We start from the raw sequence: 15,193 nt of genomic DNA on the forward strand, positions 1-15,193 counted from the left end.
TGACCGGGGATGCCGGGGCCAAACAGCAACTCCAGTGCGCACAGGACCCGGAATCGACCGCGTCGCCTGATCACGAGTCCCGCTCGATCTCGTGGCGCGTGCCAGACTGGGCCGGTGAGCGAACGCAGCAAAAGCGACAAACCGGACGAACTCACGCCGCGTGATCGCGGTGATGTCATCGGTGTGGGCCTGCTGTGGCTGGCCAAGTGGGCGGTGTGCATCGTCGCGATCGCGGCGGGCGCGTGGGTGCTCGGCTTCCTGGTCGCCCGGCTGTGGGTGGTGATCCTGCCGGTGGCGCTGGCGATCGTGATCGCCACCGTGCTGTGGCCGCCGGTGCGCTGGCTCACCGCCCGCGGCTTGCCGCCCGCCGCGGCGGCCTCGCTCGCGGTGCTCGGTTTCCTCGGTGTGCTCGCCGGTGTCATCGCGCTGATCGTGCCCTCGGTGGTCGACCAGGTCCCGGAACTGGCCGACAAGGCGAGCGCGGGCGTCAACCAGGTGCGCGACTGGTTGCAGGGGCCGCCGTTGCGAATCCGCGAAGAGCAGTTGAATTCGGCGGTCGACGCCATCGTGTCCCGGTTGCAGTCGAGTTCCGCGCAGATCGCCACCGGCGTATTCAGCGGCGTGACCACCGCGACGTCGGCGCTGATCACCCTGTTCCTCGTGCTGGTACTGAGCTTCTTCTTCGTCAAGGACGGGCCGCGCTTCCTGCCCTGGCTGCACAGCGTCTCCGGCAGCCGCGGCGGCAGGCACCTGGAAGAGGTGCTCAGCCGGATCTGGGTCGTGCTCGGCGGGTTCATCCGGACCCAGGCGCTGGTCAGCCTGGTCGACGCGGTGCTCATCGGCGCCGGTCTGGTCATCCTCGGGGTACCGCTGGCGCTGGTGCTCGCGGTGATCACCTTCCTCGGCGGATTCGTGCCGATGGTCGGCGCGTTCGTCGCGGGCGCCCTCGCGGTGCTGGTCGCGCTGGTGGGCAACGGCTTCGTCACCGCGCTGATCGTGCTCGGCATCGTCGTGGCCGTACAGCAACTGGAGGGCAACGTGCTGCAACCGGTGTTGCAGAGCCGCAGCATGCAGTTGCACGCGGTCATCGTGCTGCTCGCGGTCACCGCGGGCGGCTCGCTCTACGGGATCGTCGGCGCGTTCCTGGCCGTGCCGGTCGTCGCGATCGCCGCGGTGGTCCTGCGTTACCTCGGCGAGCAGATCGACGCGGCCACCGCGCCACCGCCGGAACCGGAGAGCGAACCCGCGGACTGACGCAGTACCGCGCACCATCCTTGCACTCAGTCCGAATGTAACTATCGCCGTCGCCCCCTGCGGTTTCTAGCGTCAGTGGACATGACAACTGATGTGGGCACCCCGCTCAACGACATCGCCGACGCGACGGCGAAGGCGGTCGCCGACGACCCGGCGAACGCGCTGGTGGTGTTCCGTGCCTCCGGGACTCCGGAAGGGACAGTGGGCAGCGCGACCACGCTCGGTAGGCACACCGTGCGCGTGGACGAACCACCCGCGCTCGGCGGCGCGGACACCGCGCCCAATCCGGTCGAGGTGTACCTGGCGTCGCTCATCGCCTGTCAAGTGGTGACCTATCGGTTCTGGGCCCAGCGCCTCGGCATCACGATCGACGAACTGGCGGTGAGCGCCGAAGGCGATCTCGACGTGCGCGGGTTCTTCGGCTTGGATGAGAACGTTCGCCCCGGCTTCCAGGCGGTGCGGGTGACCGTCCGCCTCAGCGGGCCCGAGACCGAGCAGCGCTATGCCGAACTCCAGCAGGCCGTCGACGCGCACTGCCCCGTACTGGATCTCACGACCGGGCGCACTCCGGTCGACACCAGGCTGATCACCGATTAGCCGCCGTCCCAACCAGCTCGATCACTCACCAGAAGGAGGACCTTCCCGATGACCGAACCCGACCTGTCGCAGGACTGGAGCTTCGAGACGAAGCAGATCCACGTCGGACAGATTCCGGACGGCACGACCAACGCCCGCGCCCTGCCGATCTACCAGACCACCTCCTACACCTTCCGCGACACCGCGCACGCGGCGGCGCTGTTCGGTCTGGCCGAGCCCGGCAACATCTACACCCGGATCATGAACCCGACCCAGGACGCGGTGGAGCAGCGCATCGCCGCCCTGGAAGGCGGCGTGGCCGCTCTGCTGCTGGCCTCCGGGCAGGCCGCGGAGACCTTCGCGATCCTCAACATCGCCGGAGCGGGCGACCACATCGTGTCCAGCCCCCGGCTCTACGGCGGCACCTACAATCTCTTTCACTACTCGCTGCCCAAGCTCGGCATCGAGGTCTCGTTCGTCGACGACCCCGACGACCTCGAGCAGTGGAAAGCCGCCATCCGCCCGAACACCAAGGCGCTGTACGGCGAAACGATCTCCAACCCGCAGAACCACATCCTCGACATCCCGGGGATCGCGGGCGTCGCCCACGACAACGGTGTGCCGTTGATCGTGGACAACACCGTCGCCACGCCGTACCTGATCCAGCCGCTGGCCCATGGCGCCGACATCGTCGTGCACTCGGCCACCAAGTACCTCGGCGGACACGGCGCGGCCATCGCGGGCGTGATCGTGGACGGCGGCAAGTTCGACTGGACCGGCGGCCGCTTCCCCGGCTTCACCGAACCCGACCCGAGCTACCACGGTGTCGTGTACGCCGAACTCGGCGCGCCCGCCTACGCGTTGAAGGCGCGCGTGCAACTGCTGCGCGACCTCGGCTCGGCGGTCTCGCCGTTCAACGCGTTCCTGATCAGCCAGGGCCTGGAGACGCTGAGTCTGCGGGTGGAGCGGCACGTGCAGAACGCGCAGGCGGTGGCCGAATTCCTCACCACCCGTTCGGAAGTCACCTCGGTGTCCTACGCGGGCCTGCCGTCGTCGCCGTGGTACGAGCGCGGCCGCGCCCTCGCCCCGAAGGGCACCGGCGCGGTGATCGGCTTCGAGCTGGCGGGCGGCGTGGACGCGGGCAAGCGGTTCGTCGAGGCGCTGCGCCTGCACAGCCACGTGGCCAACATCGGCGACGTCCGCTCGCTGGTGATCCACCCGGCCTCCACCACCCACTCGCAACTGACGCCGGAAGAGCAACTGGCCGCGGGCGTCACCCCCGGCCTGGTCCGACTCGCGGTCGGCATCGAGGGAATCGACGACATCCTCGCCGACCTGCGCGCCGGATTCGACGCGGCATCCTGACGCGTTGGCCCCGCCGGGTGTGCCCGGCGGGGCACGTCGGGGATCGGATGGGCTCTTGATCAGGCCGCTGCGTGGCTCGGGACCCGCACAGCGGGGCAAGGCCCCGTTTCGGGGGTGGTTTCCCTGATTTCGGTTGAAGAAAACCGGCAGTCGCGCAGTCGCGATCGGTTGACCACAGCGACAGGACTATTCGGCGCTGTCACGCGGATTCGATTGGCAGGGGCGCGTTTCGCCGCAATGGAAAATAATTCGAACTTCCGCGCATCCGTGGGGCTTTCTGAATCGAACTAGAAGGGTAGGTACATGTCCTCTTCAGAATGAGGTGGGTAAGTCCATGGGCATAGCAGTACCCGAAATCGAAACTCCAGCACACCCGTTCTTCCGCCGCGCCGCCACTCTGGTCGTCGCGGGCGCCATTCCGTTGTCCTTGGTCGGCGCCGCCGCGACCGCCACCGCCGACCCGCTGTTGCCGCAGATCTCCGTCCAGATCCCGTTCGCCCCGGCGCCCGGCCCTGGCCTCATCACCCCGGCGGCCGATCCCGCGGACCCCGGAGCCTTTCCGCCCGAGGCTTTTCCGCCCGCGCCCCCGGTTTCCGCGGGCCGCAACGACCTGAGCGTCAACCGGCCGATGCCGGATCCGAACCTGCTCGCGCCGATCGATCCGCAGCGGCTGCACCTGCCCAACCCCGCAGCCCCGGCTCCCGCGGTCGCGCCGATCGAGGCGCCGCCCGGCACGCTGCGCGTGGGTTCGGTGGTGATCGGCCGCCCGGACTTCATGACTCCCGAGCAGGGCAAGATGTTCAACGACGCGATCGCGGGCCCGGAAGCAGGCATCGCGCAGACCCTGGATTCGGCGGGCTTCGATCCGTCGCGTTCCGACCGCATCGCCGCCGACCTGATCGGCTCCACCGCCATCGGCGCCTCGGCGGGCAGCATGGTGGCCGCGCCGGTCGCCTCGATCGGAGCGGTCATCGGCGCCATCTGCGGCGCCATCGCGGGCCTGCCGATGTTTCCGACCGGGACGTTGGCCGTCATGGCCTTCGGCGCCGCCATCGGTTATGGATTCGTCGCCTCCCCTGCCATCGCCGTCGGCGCGGCCCTCGGCGCGGGTGTCGGTGTGCTGCAAGGCCTTCTGACACCGCCCACGGTTCCGGCCGCGTAATTCCCGGCGCGCCGGAGACCGCACGCAGCATGCGGATTCGGCGGCGATTTCGAATACGCACGATTTCCGCGAAGACCCGGTTTCCCGCCGGGTCTTCCGCTTTTTACGAGGAATGGCCGATGTTTGGCCGCCCGATTACGGGCTACTGCCGAGAAGACCGGCTGAAGATGGCCGGCCGGTCGCTTCAAAGGGAGGTTGTGACATGAGCGCAGTCGACAAGGCGAAGAACAAGACCGATAAAGTCGCTGGTCAGGCCAAAGAAAAGCTCGGCGAGGCCAAGGGTGACCGGGGGAAGCGCGACGAAGGCCGCACCGACCAGATCAAGTCCGACCTGAAGGACGCCGGCGAGAAGGTCAAGGACGCCTTCCGGCACTGACCGCTGCACGTGCGCTGTCGGACGTTGTCCGTCGCCGGCGCCGCGCACGGCCGTAGTGAACGCGGGGTAGCACCGCGCACGGCCGAGCGAAAGCGGAAGCAGATAGGTCGTAGGCGGATGGCCGCATGAAGCGGGCATCCGCCTTTCTTTCCAGGAACTGGTCCAACCAGTTGACCTGTTGACCGCCATACGCGAGACTCGGTGACATGGAATTCGCCGCGGTCGCCCGCACCGCCGTCTCCGATACGGTCTTCGGCCAGATCATCGACGCCATCCTGAGCGGCAAACTCGCCCCCGAGGCGACGCTCCCCTCCGAGCGCGAGCTGGCCGAGATGTTCCAGGTGAACCGCCACGCCGTCCGCGAAGCGCTCAAGCGCGTACAGCAGAGCGGGCTGGTCCGCGTCACGCCCGGTGGCAAGACCCGGGTTCTCGACTGGCGCTCGCACGCGGGCCTGGACATCCTGACCGCGCTCACTCGCTCCGGCGCGGTACCGGCCAGACGGATCCTGCACGACATCGCGGTGATGCGGCGTTCGGTCGCCGCCGACGCGGCCCGGTTGTGCGCCGAGCACGCCGACGCCGACCAACTGGCGACGGTGCAACGCGCCGCCGCGGCCTATCCGGACGCCACCGCCCCGTTCGGCGCCGTGGTCGATGCCGATCTGGCGTTCTGGGTGGCGATCCTGGACGGCTCCGGCAATCTCGCCTACCGGCTGGCGTTGAACACCCTGGTCTCCGGCTATTTCGGGATCGGGATGGAAGTCGTCGCCGAACTGGGCCTGAACAAGGAATACATCGATCCCGGCGCCCATCGCGCGCTCGCGGAACACATTGCCCGCCGCGATTCGGCCGCGGCCTACGACACCGCCTACGCCCTGCTCACCCGCCTGGTGGACGCCCAAGCAGCACCGAAAGATTGACCCATTGTTCGACCTGATCGCCCACGCCATACCGGTTTTCGTGCTCTGCCTTGCCCTCGAAGCGGCCTCCTTCCACCTGCTGCCCGACGACGACCAACTCGGCTACCAGTTCCGCGACGCGCGCACCAGCGTGCTCATGGGGCTGGGGAACGTGGTGGTGAACCTCGGCTGGAAACTCGCGGTCGTCGCGGTGTACGCCGCGGCGTACCTGGCCGCCCCGTTCCATCTCCCGACGGACCATCCGCTGACCTGGGTCGCGCTGTTCTTCGCCGACGAGATCGCCTACTACTGGTATCACCGCACGCACCACACGGTGCGCGTGTTCTGGGCCAGCCACGTGGTGCACCACTCCAGCGAGTTCTACAACCTCTCCACCGCGCTGCGCCAGCCGTGGACCCCGTTCAGCTCGCTGCCCTATTGGTTGCCGCTGGCGCTGGCCGGTTTCCCGCCCTGGATGATCCTGCTGCAACAGTCGGTCAGCCTCGTCTACCAGTTCTTCATCCACACCGAGCGGGTCGCGACGCTGTGGCGTCCCGTGGAATTCGTGTTCAACACCCCGTCCCATCACCGGGTGCACCACGGCTCCAACGATCGCTACCTGGACAAGAACTACGGCGGCATCCTGATCATCTGGGATCGGCTGTTCGGCACCTTCGAGCCGGAGGACGAACGCGTCCGCTACGGGCTGACCAAGAACATCGAGACGTTCAATCCGGCGAAGGTCGCCACCCACGAGTTCGCCTCGATCTGGCGGGACCTGCGTAGCGCGCCCTCGTGGCGCGCCCGCGGCGGCTACTTGTTCCGCGGCCCGGGCTGGGCGCCCGCCGACTGATCCGCGCCGACGCGCCCGTCGCCCTCCTCCTCGACGAGCCGCAGCTCGCTCGGCCACCAGATCTTCCGCCCGATCAGGCTGAACAGCGCGGGGATCACCACCGTGCGCACGACGAACGTGTCCAGCAGGATGCCGAGGCCCACCACGATGCCGACTTGAGTCAGGGTGATCAGCGGGAGCACGCCGAGCACGCAGAACACCGCCGCGAGCACGATGCCCGCACTGGTGATCACCGCGCCGGTCACCGACACCGCCCGCACCATGCCATGCGTGGTGCCGTGGCCCGGAGTCTCCTCGCGGGCCCTGGTCACCAAGAAGATCGTGTAGTCGACGCCGAGCGCGACCAGGAACAGGAACGCGAACAGCGGCACGCTGATGTCCAGCGCCGGGAACCCGAACACGTGCTCGCTCATCCAGCTGCCCAGCCCGAGCGCCGCCAGCGCGCTCAACACCGTGACCGCGACGAGCAGCAACGCGGCAGGCACCGCGCGCAGCAGCACCAGCAGCACCACCAGCACGACGACCAGGATCAGCGGAATGATCAGCTTGCGGTCGCGGCTCGCGGCCGTCTGGACGTCCAGCGCCTGGGCATCGGTGCCGCCGACGATCGCGCCGGCGCCCGGCACCTGGGCCACCGATGCGCGCAGCGCCTCGATCGTGTCGAAGGCACGTGCGGAAGACGGCGGCGCGTCGATCACCACGGCCCACCGGGTCAGCCCGGTCGGCGAGGTGCCGGTCTGCCAGGTCATCACCACGCCCTCCGTGCGGTGGAACGCCGCGTCGACCTCCACCACCGCGTCGCTGCGCGCGAGGACGATCGCGGGATCGGAAGCGCCGGAGGGGAAATGCCGAGCGAGGGCGTCGAATCCCTCCACCGACTCCGCGCGAACCCGGAACTGCTCGGTCTGCGACAGGCCCACCTGCGTCGACAGCAATCCGGTCGCGCAGATGGCCAGCACCACGAGCGCGGTTCCGGCGACCACCGCCGGCCTGCGCACCACCCACGCGGCGACCGCGTGCCAGACGCCCTCGTTCGCCGTATCGCGATCGTCGGCCTCCGGCACGAACGGCCAGAACACGTTGCGTCCGCACAACGCGAGCGCGGCGGGCAGCGCGAGCAGGACGAACACCACCGCGACCAGCAATCCCAGCGCGGCCATCACACCGAGACTGCGCGTGCTGGGCACGGAGGCGAGCACCAGCACGAGCAGGGCGGCGACCACCGTGACGTTGCTGGCCAGGATCGCGGGCCCGGCGCGCCGCACCGCGTGTCGCAATGCCGTGCGGTGGTCGGCTTCCCGATGCAGTTCGTCCCGATAACGCGACACCAGTAGCAGCGCGTAGTTGGTGCCCGCACCGAACACCAGCACACTCGTGACACCGGAGGTCGAGCCGTCGAAGGTCAGGGCGGTCACACGCGCCAGCGCGGTTCCGGCGCCGGTGGCCACCCGATCGGCCGCGCCGACCACCGCGAGCGGCACCAGCCACAGCACCGGGGAGCGGTACGTCGCGATCAGCAGCACGGCGACGACCATCGCGGTCACCGCCAGCAGGGTGACGTTGGCGCCGGAGAACGAGTCGGCGATGTCGGCGCCGAACGCCGGACCGCCGGTGACCTGCAGGACGAGTCCCTCGGGCAGGCCCTCCCGCGCGACGGCACGGATGTCCCCGATCCGGTCGGTCAGCGGGAATCCGCTCAGGTCGGCGTCCACGGGCACTTGCCCGATCGCCGCTTTCCGGTCCGGCGAAGCGAGTAGGTCGCTCGGACCGGGTGTCCGTCCCGACGCGCGCGTGACCGCCGTCACGGTGGCGTTGCGGTCGTCATCGGTCAGCTCGCCGTCATCGGCGCGCGTCACCACGATGATCGCGGCGGCCGACCCCGCGTCCGGGAACTCCTCGAGCGCCTGTTCGACTCGCGCCGATTCGGCTGAGGCCGGTAGCGCGGTAGGGGCCTGCCCGGCGGACTCGTTCTCGCCCACCGCGCCGATCAGGCCGATCGAAGCCGCGGCGAGCACCACGAGCAGCACCCACGAGGTCCGGGCGGTCACCACCGACGCATAGCGATCCCAAGCGCTCACCCCGCCAACTCTCTCAGAAACTGAGCCGCGATGGCCGAACTGCCCGACGCGGACCTGCGCGCCGCACATCGCGTGCTGGTCGCCGTCGTCCACGCGATGCGCGAGCATCACCACGTGCTGACCGGCGAGTGAACGCCTCCGCCGGGGCGCGGGTCAGTCCCGCAGCGCCTGCTCGCGCAGCGATTTCAAGGTTTTCGACAGAATCCGTGAGACCTGCATCTGCGAACATCCGATGCGCTGGGCGATCTGCTCCTGGGACATCGAGTCGAAGAAGCGCATCACCAGCACCTGCTTCTCACGTTCCGGCAGAGCCGCCAGCAGCGGCTTGACCGCCAGGTAGTTCTCCACGGTGCTGAAGTCCGGGTCTTCGGCGCCGAGCGAGTCCAGCAGCGAGGGACCGCCGGATTCGGAGTCGTCGGTGTCCGAGGCGGCGTCGATCGAGGAGGTCTGGTAGGCGTTGCGGGCGATGAGCGCCTGGGTCACCTCGTTCAGGTCCGCGCCCAGTTCCTCGGCGATCTCCCGCGCCCGCGGCATCCGGCCCAGCCGCTGCGACAGGATCTCCACCGTCGGACCGATGGTGGACTGGATCTCCTTGAGCCGCCTTGGCACTCGCACCGACCAGGCGTAGTCGCGGAAATGCCTGCGCACTTCACCCATGATCGTCGGCACCGCGAACGACAGGAAGGTCGCGCCGTGCCCCGGATCGAAGCGGTCGACGGCGGCGAGCATGCCCACCCGAGCGATCTGCAACAGGTCCTCGAAGCTCTCGCCGCGGCCGCTGAACTTGCGGGCGATGTGTTCGGCCAGCGGCAGGCAACGTTCGATCAGCTCGGTGCGCACGGCGTCCCGGCGTGGATCGTCCGGGGCCAGCGCGGCCAGTTCGGCGAAGAGCGGCTCGATATTGTCGTAGGTGTCTCCCCGCGATTTGCGCTTGGAAGCGACCTGATTCGACTCGCTACTCATTATTCGAGCCGCCGCGCACCCAACGGAAGTCGACGACGGTCGGGTAGCCGCCCACAGCGGAGTCGTGTGCGCCTCGGGTGGCCGAGACCGAATCCGTGAGCGTCGCCACGATGTGCCAGCCGAAGCCGGACTCGTCCGGGCTGGCGTCCGACACCGTGACGGTGGAGACGCGCACCTCCACCGCGTCGTCCTCGAAGCCGAACGCGCACTCCAGCTCCGCCCCGTCCACCGCGTCCAGCACCAGGGCGCTGGCCACCTCGTCGAGGGCCAGCCGGATGTCGGTCACCTCGTCGATGCCGAAATCGGCCATGAGCACGACGGTCTCGGCCAAGGCACGCAACATCGCGAGCTGTTCGGACACCGCGGGCACCCGCACGCTGATCGTGCCGGTCCGCGTCGTAGCGGGAGGAGTCCCCTCACCCTTGCTCATGCACCGCTCCCAGAAGTCGCGCCGTCCGTCGGAGCGCCAAGCCTACGCCCTCCTCCGTAGTGAACTCGATCGGCCACGGCTCGGCGCGCGCGTCTTCGTCCGGGGACGGCTGATCGCGAGGCGCCGCGACGCGGACGCGCGCACTCCCCACAACGGCTGCCGACAACGTTGACCAGCGCGTTCGTCCGATGCGACCGGCTCGGCCACTCGATCGACCGCCGGTAGGCACCCCCGACATCACTGGGCCCCCGAAGCGCCGGTTCGTCCTGGGGGAAGACGCCGACGGCCGTCCCCGATGGCGCGCACCAGATCGGCGTAGGCGATCTCCAGTTCGGCCAGCCGGGTCCATGCCGCGTGCATGCGCTCGCCTCCCGGATCGTCGTGCATCAGCAGATGAAACGCGTCTTCCGCGACGGCGGCCATCCGGTCGATCATCTCCCCCAGGCTCTCGTGGTGCACCCGCACCGCGGGGTCGGCGCACGGCAGGTGCAGCGCCGCCCAGGTGTCGATCCGTTCGACCAACTCGGCGCGCCGCCGCCGCGTCCCGACCGATTCCCGTGCGTCCTCCCGGCGCCGCCGGTGCAGTTCGGTCAGCTCGCGCGCCCACCGGCTCACCGGGCCCTGCACGTGCTGGCCGCCCAGCGCGCACAGCAGTGCGCTCGGACTCGGCAGCGCCGAATCCTCGGACAGCTTCCGCGGTCGCGCACGCTGGACCAGCATCGGCCTACCTCCCCGGCACGACCGCACCGCTCGTACGGCCGGTCGGCCAAGCCTTCATCAGGACAGCGTTCATTCCGGATCGGGCATGCCCGCTGCGGGCGGACGCAAACTCACAGGGGCGCAGTGAGTTCGAGATGGATGCCGTCGGGATCGGAGAACGACAGGATCGCGATGCCGAAATCGGCCATCTCGGTGATCTTCCCGTGTTCGATACCCGCATCGGCCAGGCGAGCGGCCGCGGCCACCAGATCGTCCCGCGCCGGGACGGTGAAGCTGAGATGGTCCAAACCCACACGTTCGGAATCGAATCGGTCCGCCGGATCGGCGACCGGACGCAGGCCGAGCAACATGCCGTTGGCCTGGAACACCACCCCGCCGAACAGTCGCATCGGGTCGGCGCGCACCTCCGGATCGTCGGGGCTGCCGGGCGATTCGGCGGCGATGGGGAAACCGAGCACATCTCGGTAGAAGGCACGCGACCGGGCGATGTCGGTCACGGTCAACCGGATGTGATGCGTCCCGGTCGTTTCGATCATGGTCACGCTCCCAAACGAGGTACGGCGGGTTCGATCGGCTCCCCGGTTCGCTCGGCGGCGAGCCGTCTCGCGATGACGGTAGGACAGAATCCCGGCGGAACCGAGTGTCGCAAACGACATCTTCGGTACCGTTTCCGACATGGACGTCGTCGTCTTCGTGGTGGACGGCGTAGCCGATTTCGGATACGCCGCCCTACTGGAAACCTTCAACACCGCCAACGCCGTGCGCACCGAGCTGCCCGACCCGCCGCAGCCGTGGCGGGTGCACAGCGCGTCGTTCGGCGCCACGGTGCGGTCGGGCAACGGCCACACCGTGCCGACGATCCCGCTCGACGAGCTCGGCGACGGGTTCGATCTGATGATCGTGCCCGCCGTGAACGTCCTGGAGGCCGCGGCGCTGATCGACCTGGTTTCCGCACCCGCCAGCCGTCCGGTGCTCGACCGGCTGGTCGCGGCCCGCGATCGGGGCGCTCACCTCGCCGGCGCCTGCACCGGAACGTTCTTCCTGGCCGAGGCGGGCGTGCTGGACGGCTCCCCCGCGACCACGAGCTGGTGGCTCGGCCCCAGCTTCCGGCGCCGCTACCCGCACGTGGAACTCGACGAGGGACGCACGCTGTGTCGCGGTCGACGCGTCACCACCGCGGGCGCCGCGCTCTCGCACATGGACCTGGCGCTGTCGCTGATCGCGAGCAAGAGCCCGGCCCTGGCCGAACGCGCCATGCGCTACCTGGCGGTGGGCGCGGGCCGACCGCAACGGGAGTTCATCGTCCCCGAGATCATCGCCCGCGGCGATTCCGTCACCGCCGCCTTCGAACGCTGGGTTCGCGCACACCTCGGCGAGAACTTCCGGATATCCCAGGCCGCTCGCGCCGTCGGCGTCACCGAACGCAGCCTGCAGCGGGCCACCCACGCCGAACTGGGCATGTCCCCCACGGAATTCGTGCACGACATCCGCCTGGAACGCGCCGTGCAACTGCTGCGCACCACTTCGCTCACGGTGGACGCGGTGGCAGCCAAGGTGGGTTATCTCAACGCCGGAACACTGCGCGGATTGTTCCGCCGCCGCCGGGGCATGTCGATCTCCGAGATCCGCATGACGCGCGTGTCGTATTGAGCCGCGGTAGGCACGACGCCGGATGTCATGCGGCGGCTACTGCCCGACGGCCCAACTCCGGGAACGGTATCGTCCGCACGGGCGGCCGGACAGCCCGCGCTAGGAGGACTCGGTGACCGATCGGCAGCACACGACCACATCCGACGAGGAGCGACCCCCCGCGCCCTCCGCGACGAGCGCACACGACACCGCGCGGCTCGGCGTGGTGGTCGCCGCACTCGGCGTGGTGTTCGGCGACATCGGCACCAGTCCGATCTACACCATCCAGACGGTGTTCAACCCTGCCGACCCACATCCGGTGCCGGTGAGCGTGGACAACGTGTACGGCGTGGTCTCGCTGATCTTCTGGTCGGTCACCATCATCGTCACCGTCACCTACATCCTGCTGGCCCTGCGCGCCGACAACGACGGCGAGGGCGGCATCATGGCGCTGATCACGCAGCTGCGGCGGTGGGGTTCGCAGCACGGCCGACGGCAGACCGCGGCGCTGGCGGCGCTGGGCATCTTCGGCGCTTCGCTGTTCTTCGGCGACAGCATGATCACTCCGGCGATCTCCGTGCTGTCCGCCGTCGAGGGAATCGAGGTCGTGCAACCGTCGCTGGCGGATTTCGTCGTACCGATCACCGCGGTCATCATCGTGACGCTGTTCCTGGTGCAGCGCCGGGGCACCTCGGCCGTGGGCCGGGTGTTCGGGCCGGTGATGATCGCCTGGTTCGCCGTCATCGGCGCGTGCGGGGTGGCGGGCATCGCCGATCATCCGCAGATTCTGCGAGCCCTGTCACCGACCTACGCGCTCGGCTTCCTGTTCGGCCATTTCGGCACCGCCTTCTTCGCCTTGGCCGCGATCGTCCTCGCGGTGACCGGAGCCGAGGCGCTGTACGCCGACATGGGTCATTTCGGTCGCAGGGCGATCACCCGTGGCTGGCTGTTTCTGGTGTTCCCGGCGTGCATCCTCAGCTATTTCGGCCAAGGCGCGCTGATCCTCGACGATCCCGGCCACGTCAGCAGCCCGTTCTTCCTGCTCATGCCCGCATGGGGCCGCCTGCCGCTGGTGCTGTTGGCCACCGCCGCTACGGTGATCGCGTCGCAGGCGGTGATCACCGGCGCGTATTCGGTGGCATCCCAGGCCGCCCGGCTCGGCTACCTGCCCCGGCTGCGCATCGCGCACACCTCGGAGGCGACGGTCGGCCAGATCTACGTGCCGTGGATCAACTGGCTGCTGATGGTCTCGGTGCTCACCCTGGTGTTCGCCTTCCGCAGCTCGGCGGCGCTGGCCTACGCGTTCGGCATGGCGGTGACCGGCACGATCACCATCACCACGCTGTTGTTCTTCTACGTCGCCCGCGCCCGCTGGAATATCCCGCGCTGGCTGCTCGCCCTTGGCGCCGTCCCCCTGCTGTCGGTGGACCTGCTGTTCGTCGCGGCCAACCTGACCAAGCTCGTGCACGGCGCGTGGCTGCCGCTGCTGATCGGTCTCACCGCGTTCACCATCATGACCACCTGGCAACGCGGGCGCGACATCGTCACCGCCGAACGCGAACGGCGGGAGGGGTCGCTGCGCGAGTTCGTCGACCACTTGCACGCGGGCGACCCGTCGATACTCGAGGTCCCCGGCACGGCCGTCTTCCTCAACCGAGGCAAACGAACCGCGCCGCTGGCCCTGCGGGCCAACGCCGAACACAACCACGTGCGCCACGCGCACGTCGTGATCATGTCGATCGAGACCGAACCCGTGCCGCGAGTTCCGGCGGACGAACGGATCAGCGTCGATTCCCTCGGCTACACCGAAGACGGCATCATCCACGTGTGCGCCCGGTTCGGCTACATGGAGTCGCAAGACGTGCCCGGCGCGCTGGCATTGCTCGACCCCGCTGTCACCGAGGGACCGTTGCAGCTGGACCGTGCGTCCTACTTCCTGTCGAAGATCGAGCTGCGCCCCGGTACCGAGCCGACGATGGCCCAGTGGCGCAAGCGGCTGTTCATCGCCACCTCCTACATCACCGCCGACGCCGCCGAGCAGTTCGGCCTACCCCGCGAGCGCACGGTGATCATGGGCGCTCACATCGAGATCTAGGCGCGCACAACTTGGTTCCGTCTCGGACCGTCTCCGTCCCGGTACGTTCGCGGTTCAGAACGCTCCCCCACCGGCGGGCACGCTCGCCCCGGTGATCCAGCGGGCCTCCTCCGACGTCAGAAAGCCGACGACGTCGGCGATGTCGTCGGGCTCGCCCACGCGGCCGAGCGGAATCGATTGGACGATCTGCTGATTCGCCCCGATCGCCCCTGACGCGGCGAGTGCGTCGGTGCGCACCGCACCGGGCAGCACGCTGTTGGCCGTGATGCCGCGCGGGCCGAGTTCCCTGGCCAGCACCCGAACCAGCTGCTCTACGGCGGCCTTGCTGGCGCCGTAGACACCCGAGCCCGGCCGGTGGGTCAGTGTCGCGCCGGAGGACACGACGACGATGCGGCCGTTGTCGCGCAACCGCTTCGCGGCCTCACGCAGGGCGACGAACGTCGCCTTGGTGTTGACCGCGAACATCAGCTCGAAGTCCTCGTCGGTGGCCTCGGCTATCGAGCCGAAACGCGCGATGCCCGCGTTGTTCACGAAGACGTCCACGCCGCCGAAACGCTCCTCGGCGGCGTCGAACAACTTGCGCGGGCCCGCCGGGTCGGCGACGTCGGCCCGCACCGCCCACGCCTGCCCACCGGAGCCCTCGATGGCGGCCACCACCTGTTCGGCGGCCTGCCGGTTCGATCGGTAGTTGACGACGACGGCGGCTCCCCTCGCGCCCAGACGCTCGGCGATGGCGCGACCGATGCCGCGGGATCCTCCGGTGACGATCGCGACCGGCATCTCACCTCCCATT

15 protein-coding genes are annotated in these 15,193 nt (G+C 69.1%); 9 read left to right on the forward strand and 6 right to left on the reverse strand.

The annotated features are described in order from the left end of the window. Positions 1 to 114: 114 nt before the first annotated feature. The 7 genes from ACL03I_RS15200 to ACL03I_RS15230 all read left to right on the forward strand — a co-directional run bounded on the left by ACL03I_RS15200 (position 115) and on the right by ACL03I_RS15230 (position 6,485). Positions 115 to 1,254, forward strand: coding sequence for an AI-2E family transporter (locus ACL03I_RS15200; protein WP_355072682.1), 1,140 nt, complete (start codon positions 115 to 117; stop codon positions 1,252 to 1,254). Positions 1,255 to 1,335: 81 nt separating this feature from the next. After that, the gene (locus ACL03I_RS15205; RefSeq protein ID WP_412806249.1) at positions 1,336 to 1,851 is read left to right on the forward strand and encodes an OsmC family protein; all 516 of its coding nucleotides are present in this window, start codon (positions 1,336 to 1,338) and stop codon (positions 1,849 to 1,851) included. 48 nt (positions 1,852 to 1,899) lie between these two features. Next, positions 1,900 to 3,195 (forward strand): bifunctional o-acetylhomoserine/o-acetylserine sulfhydrylase, encoded by a 1,296-nt coding sequence (locus tag ACL03I_RS15210; protein WP_355072679.1) that lies wholly within the window; start codon positions 1,900 to 1,902, stop codon positions 3,193 to 3,195. Positions 3,196 to 3,529: 334 nt separating this feature from the next. Then, on the forward strand, positions 3,530 to 4,357 hold the full coding sequence (locus tag ACL03I_RS15215; RefSeq protein ID WP_412806250.1) for a hypothetical protein: 828 nt from the start codon (positions 3,530 to 3,532) through the stop codon (positions 4,355 to 4,357). Between the two features lie 202 nt (positions 4,358 to 4,559). Continuing rightward, a complete protein-coding gene (locus ACL03I_RS15220) occupies positions 4,560 to 4,733 on the forward strand; it encodes a CsbD family protein (RefSeq protein ID WP_355072675.1) in 174 nt (57 codons plus the stop codon). 206 nt (positions 4,734 to 4,939) lie between these two features. Beyond that, positions 4,940 to 5,653 (forward strand): FadR/GntR family transcriptional regulator, encoded by a 714-nt coding sequence (locus ACL03I_RS15225; protein ID WP_355072674.1) that lies wholly within the window; start codon positions 4,940 to 4,942, stop codon positions 5,651 to 5,653. A 4-nt stretch (positions 5,654 to 5,657) separates the two neighbouring features. Next, positions 5,658 to 6,485 carry a sterol desaturase family protein gene (locus ACL03I_RS15230; protein ID WP_355072672.1) on the forward strand — a complete coding sequence of 276 codons (828 nt, stop codon included), beginning with the start codon at positions 5,658 to 5,660 and terminating at the stop codon, positions 6,483 to 6,485. Here ACL03I_RS15230 and ACL03I_RS15235 read toward each other — a convergent pair. The 5 genes from ACL03I_RS15235 to ACL03I_RS15255 form a co-directional block, all read right to left on the reverse strand. Then, positions 6,446 to 8,563, reverse strand: a complete 2,118-nt coding sequence (locus tag ACL03I_RS15235; RefSeq protein WP_412806251.1) for an MMPL family transporter — start codon at positions 8,561 to 8,563, stop codon at positions 6,446 to 6,448. The two genes, ACL03I_RS15230 and ACL03I_RS15235, sit on opposite strands and share 40 nt — an antisense overlap. Before the next feature lie 153 nt (positions 8,564 to 8,716). Beyond that, positions 8,717 to 9,526, reverse strand: coding sequence for an RNA polymerase sigma factor SigF (locus tag ACL03I_RS15240; RefSeq protein WP_355072668.1), 810 nt, complete (start codon positions 9,524 to 9,526; stop codon positions 8,717 to 8,719). Continuing rightward, complete coding sequence (locus ACL03I_RS15245; protein WP_355072666.1) at positions 9,519 to 9,956, reverse strand: ATP-binding protein; 438 nt, start codon at positions 9,954 to 9,956, stop codon at positions 9,519 to 9,521. The genes ACL03I_RS15240 and ACL03I_RS15245 overlap by 8 nt, the downstream gene beginning before the upstream one ends. A 237-nt stretch (positions 9,957 to 10,193) precedes the next feature. After that, the gene (locus ACL03I_RS15250; protein ID WP_355072664.1) at positions 10,194 to 10,676 is read right to left on the reverse strand and encodes a DUF4254 domain-containing protein; all 483 of its coding nucleotides are present in this window, start codon (positions 10,674 to 10,676) and stop codon (positions 10,194 to 10,196) included. A gap of 110 nt (positions 10,677 to 10,786) precedes the next feature. Next, positions 10,787 to 11,212, reverse strand: a complete 426-nt coding sequence (locus ACL03I_RS15255; protein WP_355072663.1) for a VOC family protein — start codon at positions 11,210 to 11,212, stop codon at positions 10,787 to 10,789. A gap of 139 nt (positions 11,213 to 11,351) precedes the next feature. On the opposite strand from ACL03I_RS15255, the gene ACL03I_RS15260 reads away from it, so the two are divergent. Both ACL03I_RS15260 and ACL03I_RS15265 read left to right on the forward strand, forming a co-directional pair. Continuing rightward, a complete protein-coding gene (locus tag ACL03I_RS15260; protein ID WP_355072661.1) occupies positions 11,352 to 12,326 on the forward strand; it encodes a GlxA family transcriptional regulator in 975 nt (324 codons plus the stop codon). 202 nt (positions 12,327 to 12,528) lie between these two features. Further along, positions 12,529 to 14,400, forward strand: coding sequence for a potassium transporter Kup (locus ACL03I_RS15265; protein ID WP_412806300.1), 1,872 nt, complete (start codon positions 12,529 to 12,531; stop codon positions 14,398 to 14,400). Between the two features lie 54 nt (positions 14,401 to 14,454). Here the strand turns inward: ACL03I_RS15265 and ACL03I_RS15270 are convergent, their stop codons facing one another. Continuing rightward, on the reverse strand, positions 14,455 to 15,180 hold the full coding sequence (locus ACL03I_RS15270) for a glucose 1-dehydrogenase (protein ID WP_412806252.1): 726 nt from the start codon (positions 15,178 to 15,180) through the stop codon (positions 14,455 to 14,457). Between the last annotated feature and the right edge of the window lie 13 nt (positions 15,181 to 15,193).

This window comes from Nocardia sichangensis (genome assembly GCF_047200615.1).
GTDB classification, from domain to species: Bacteria; Actinomycetota; Actinomycetes; order Mycobacteriales; family Mycobacteriaceae; genus Nocardia; species Nocardia sichangensis.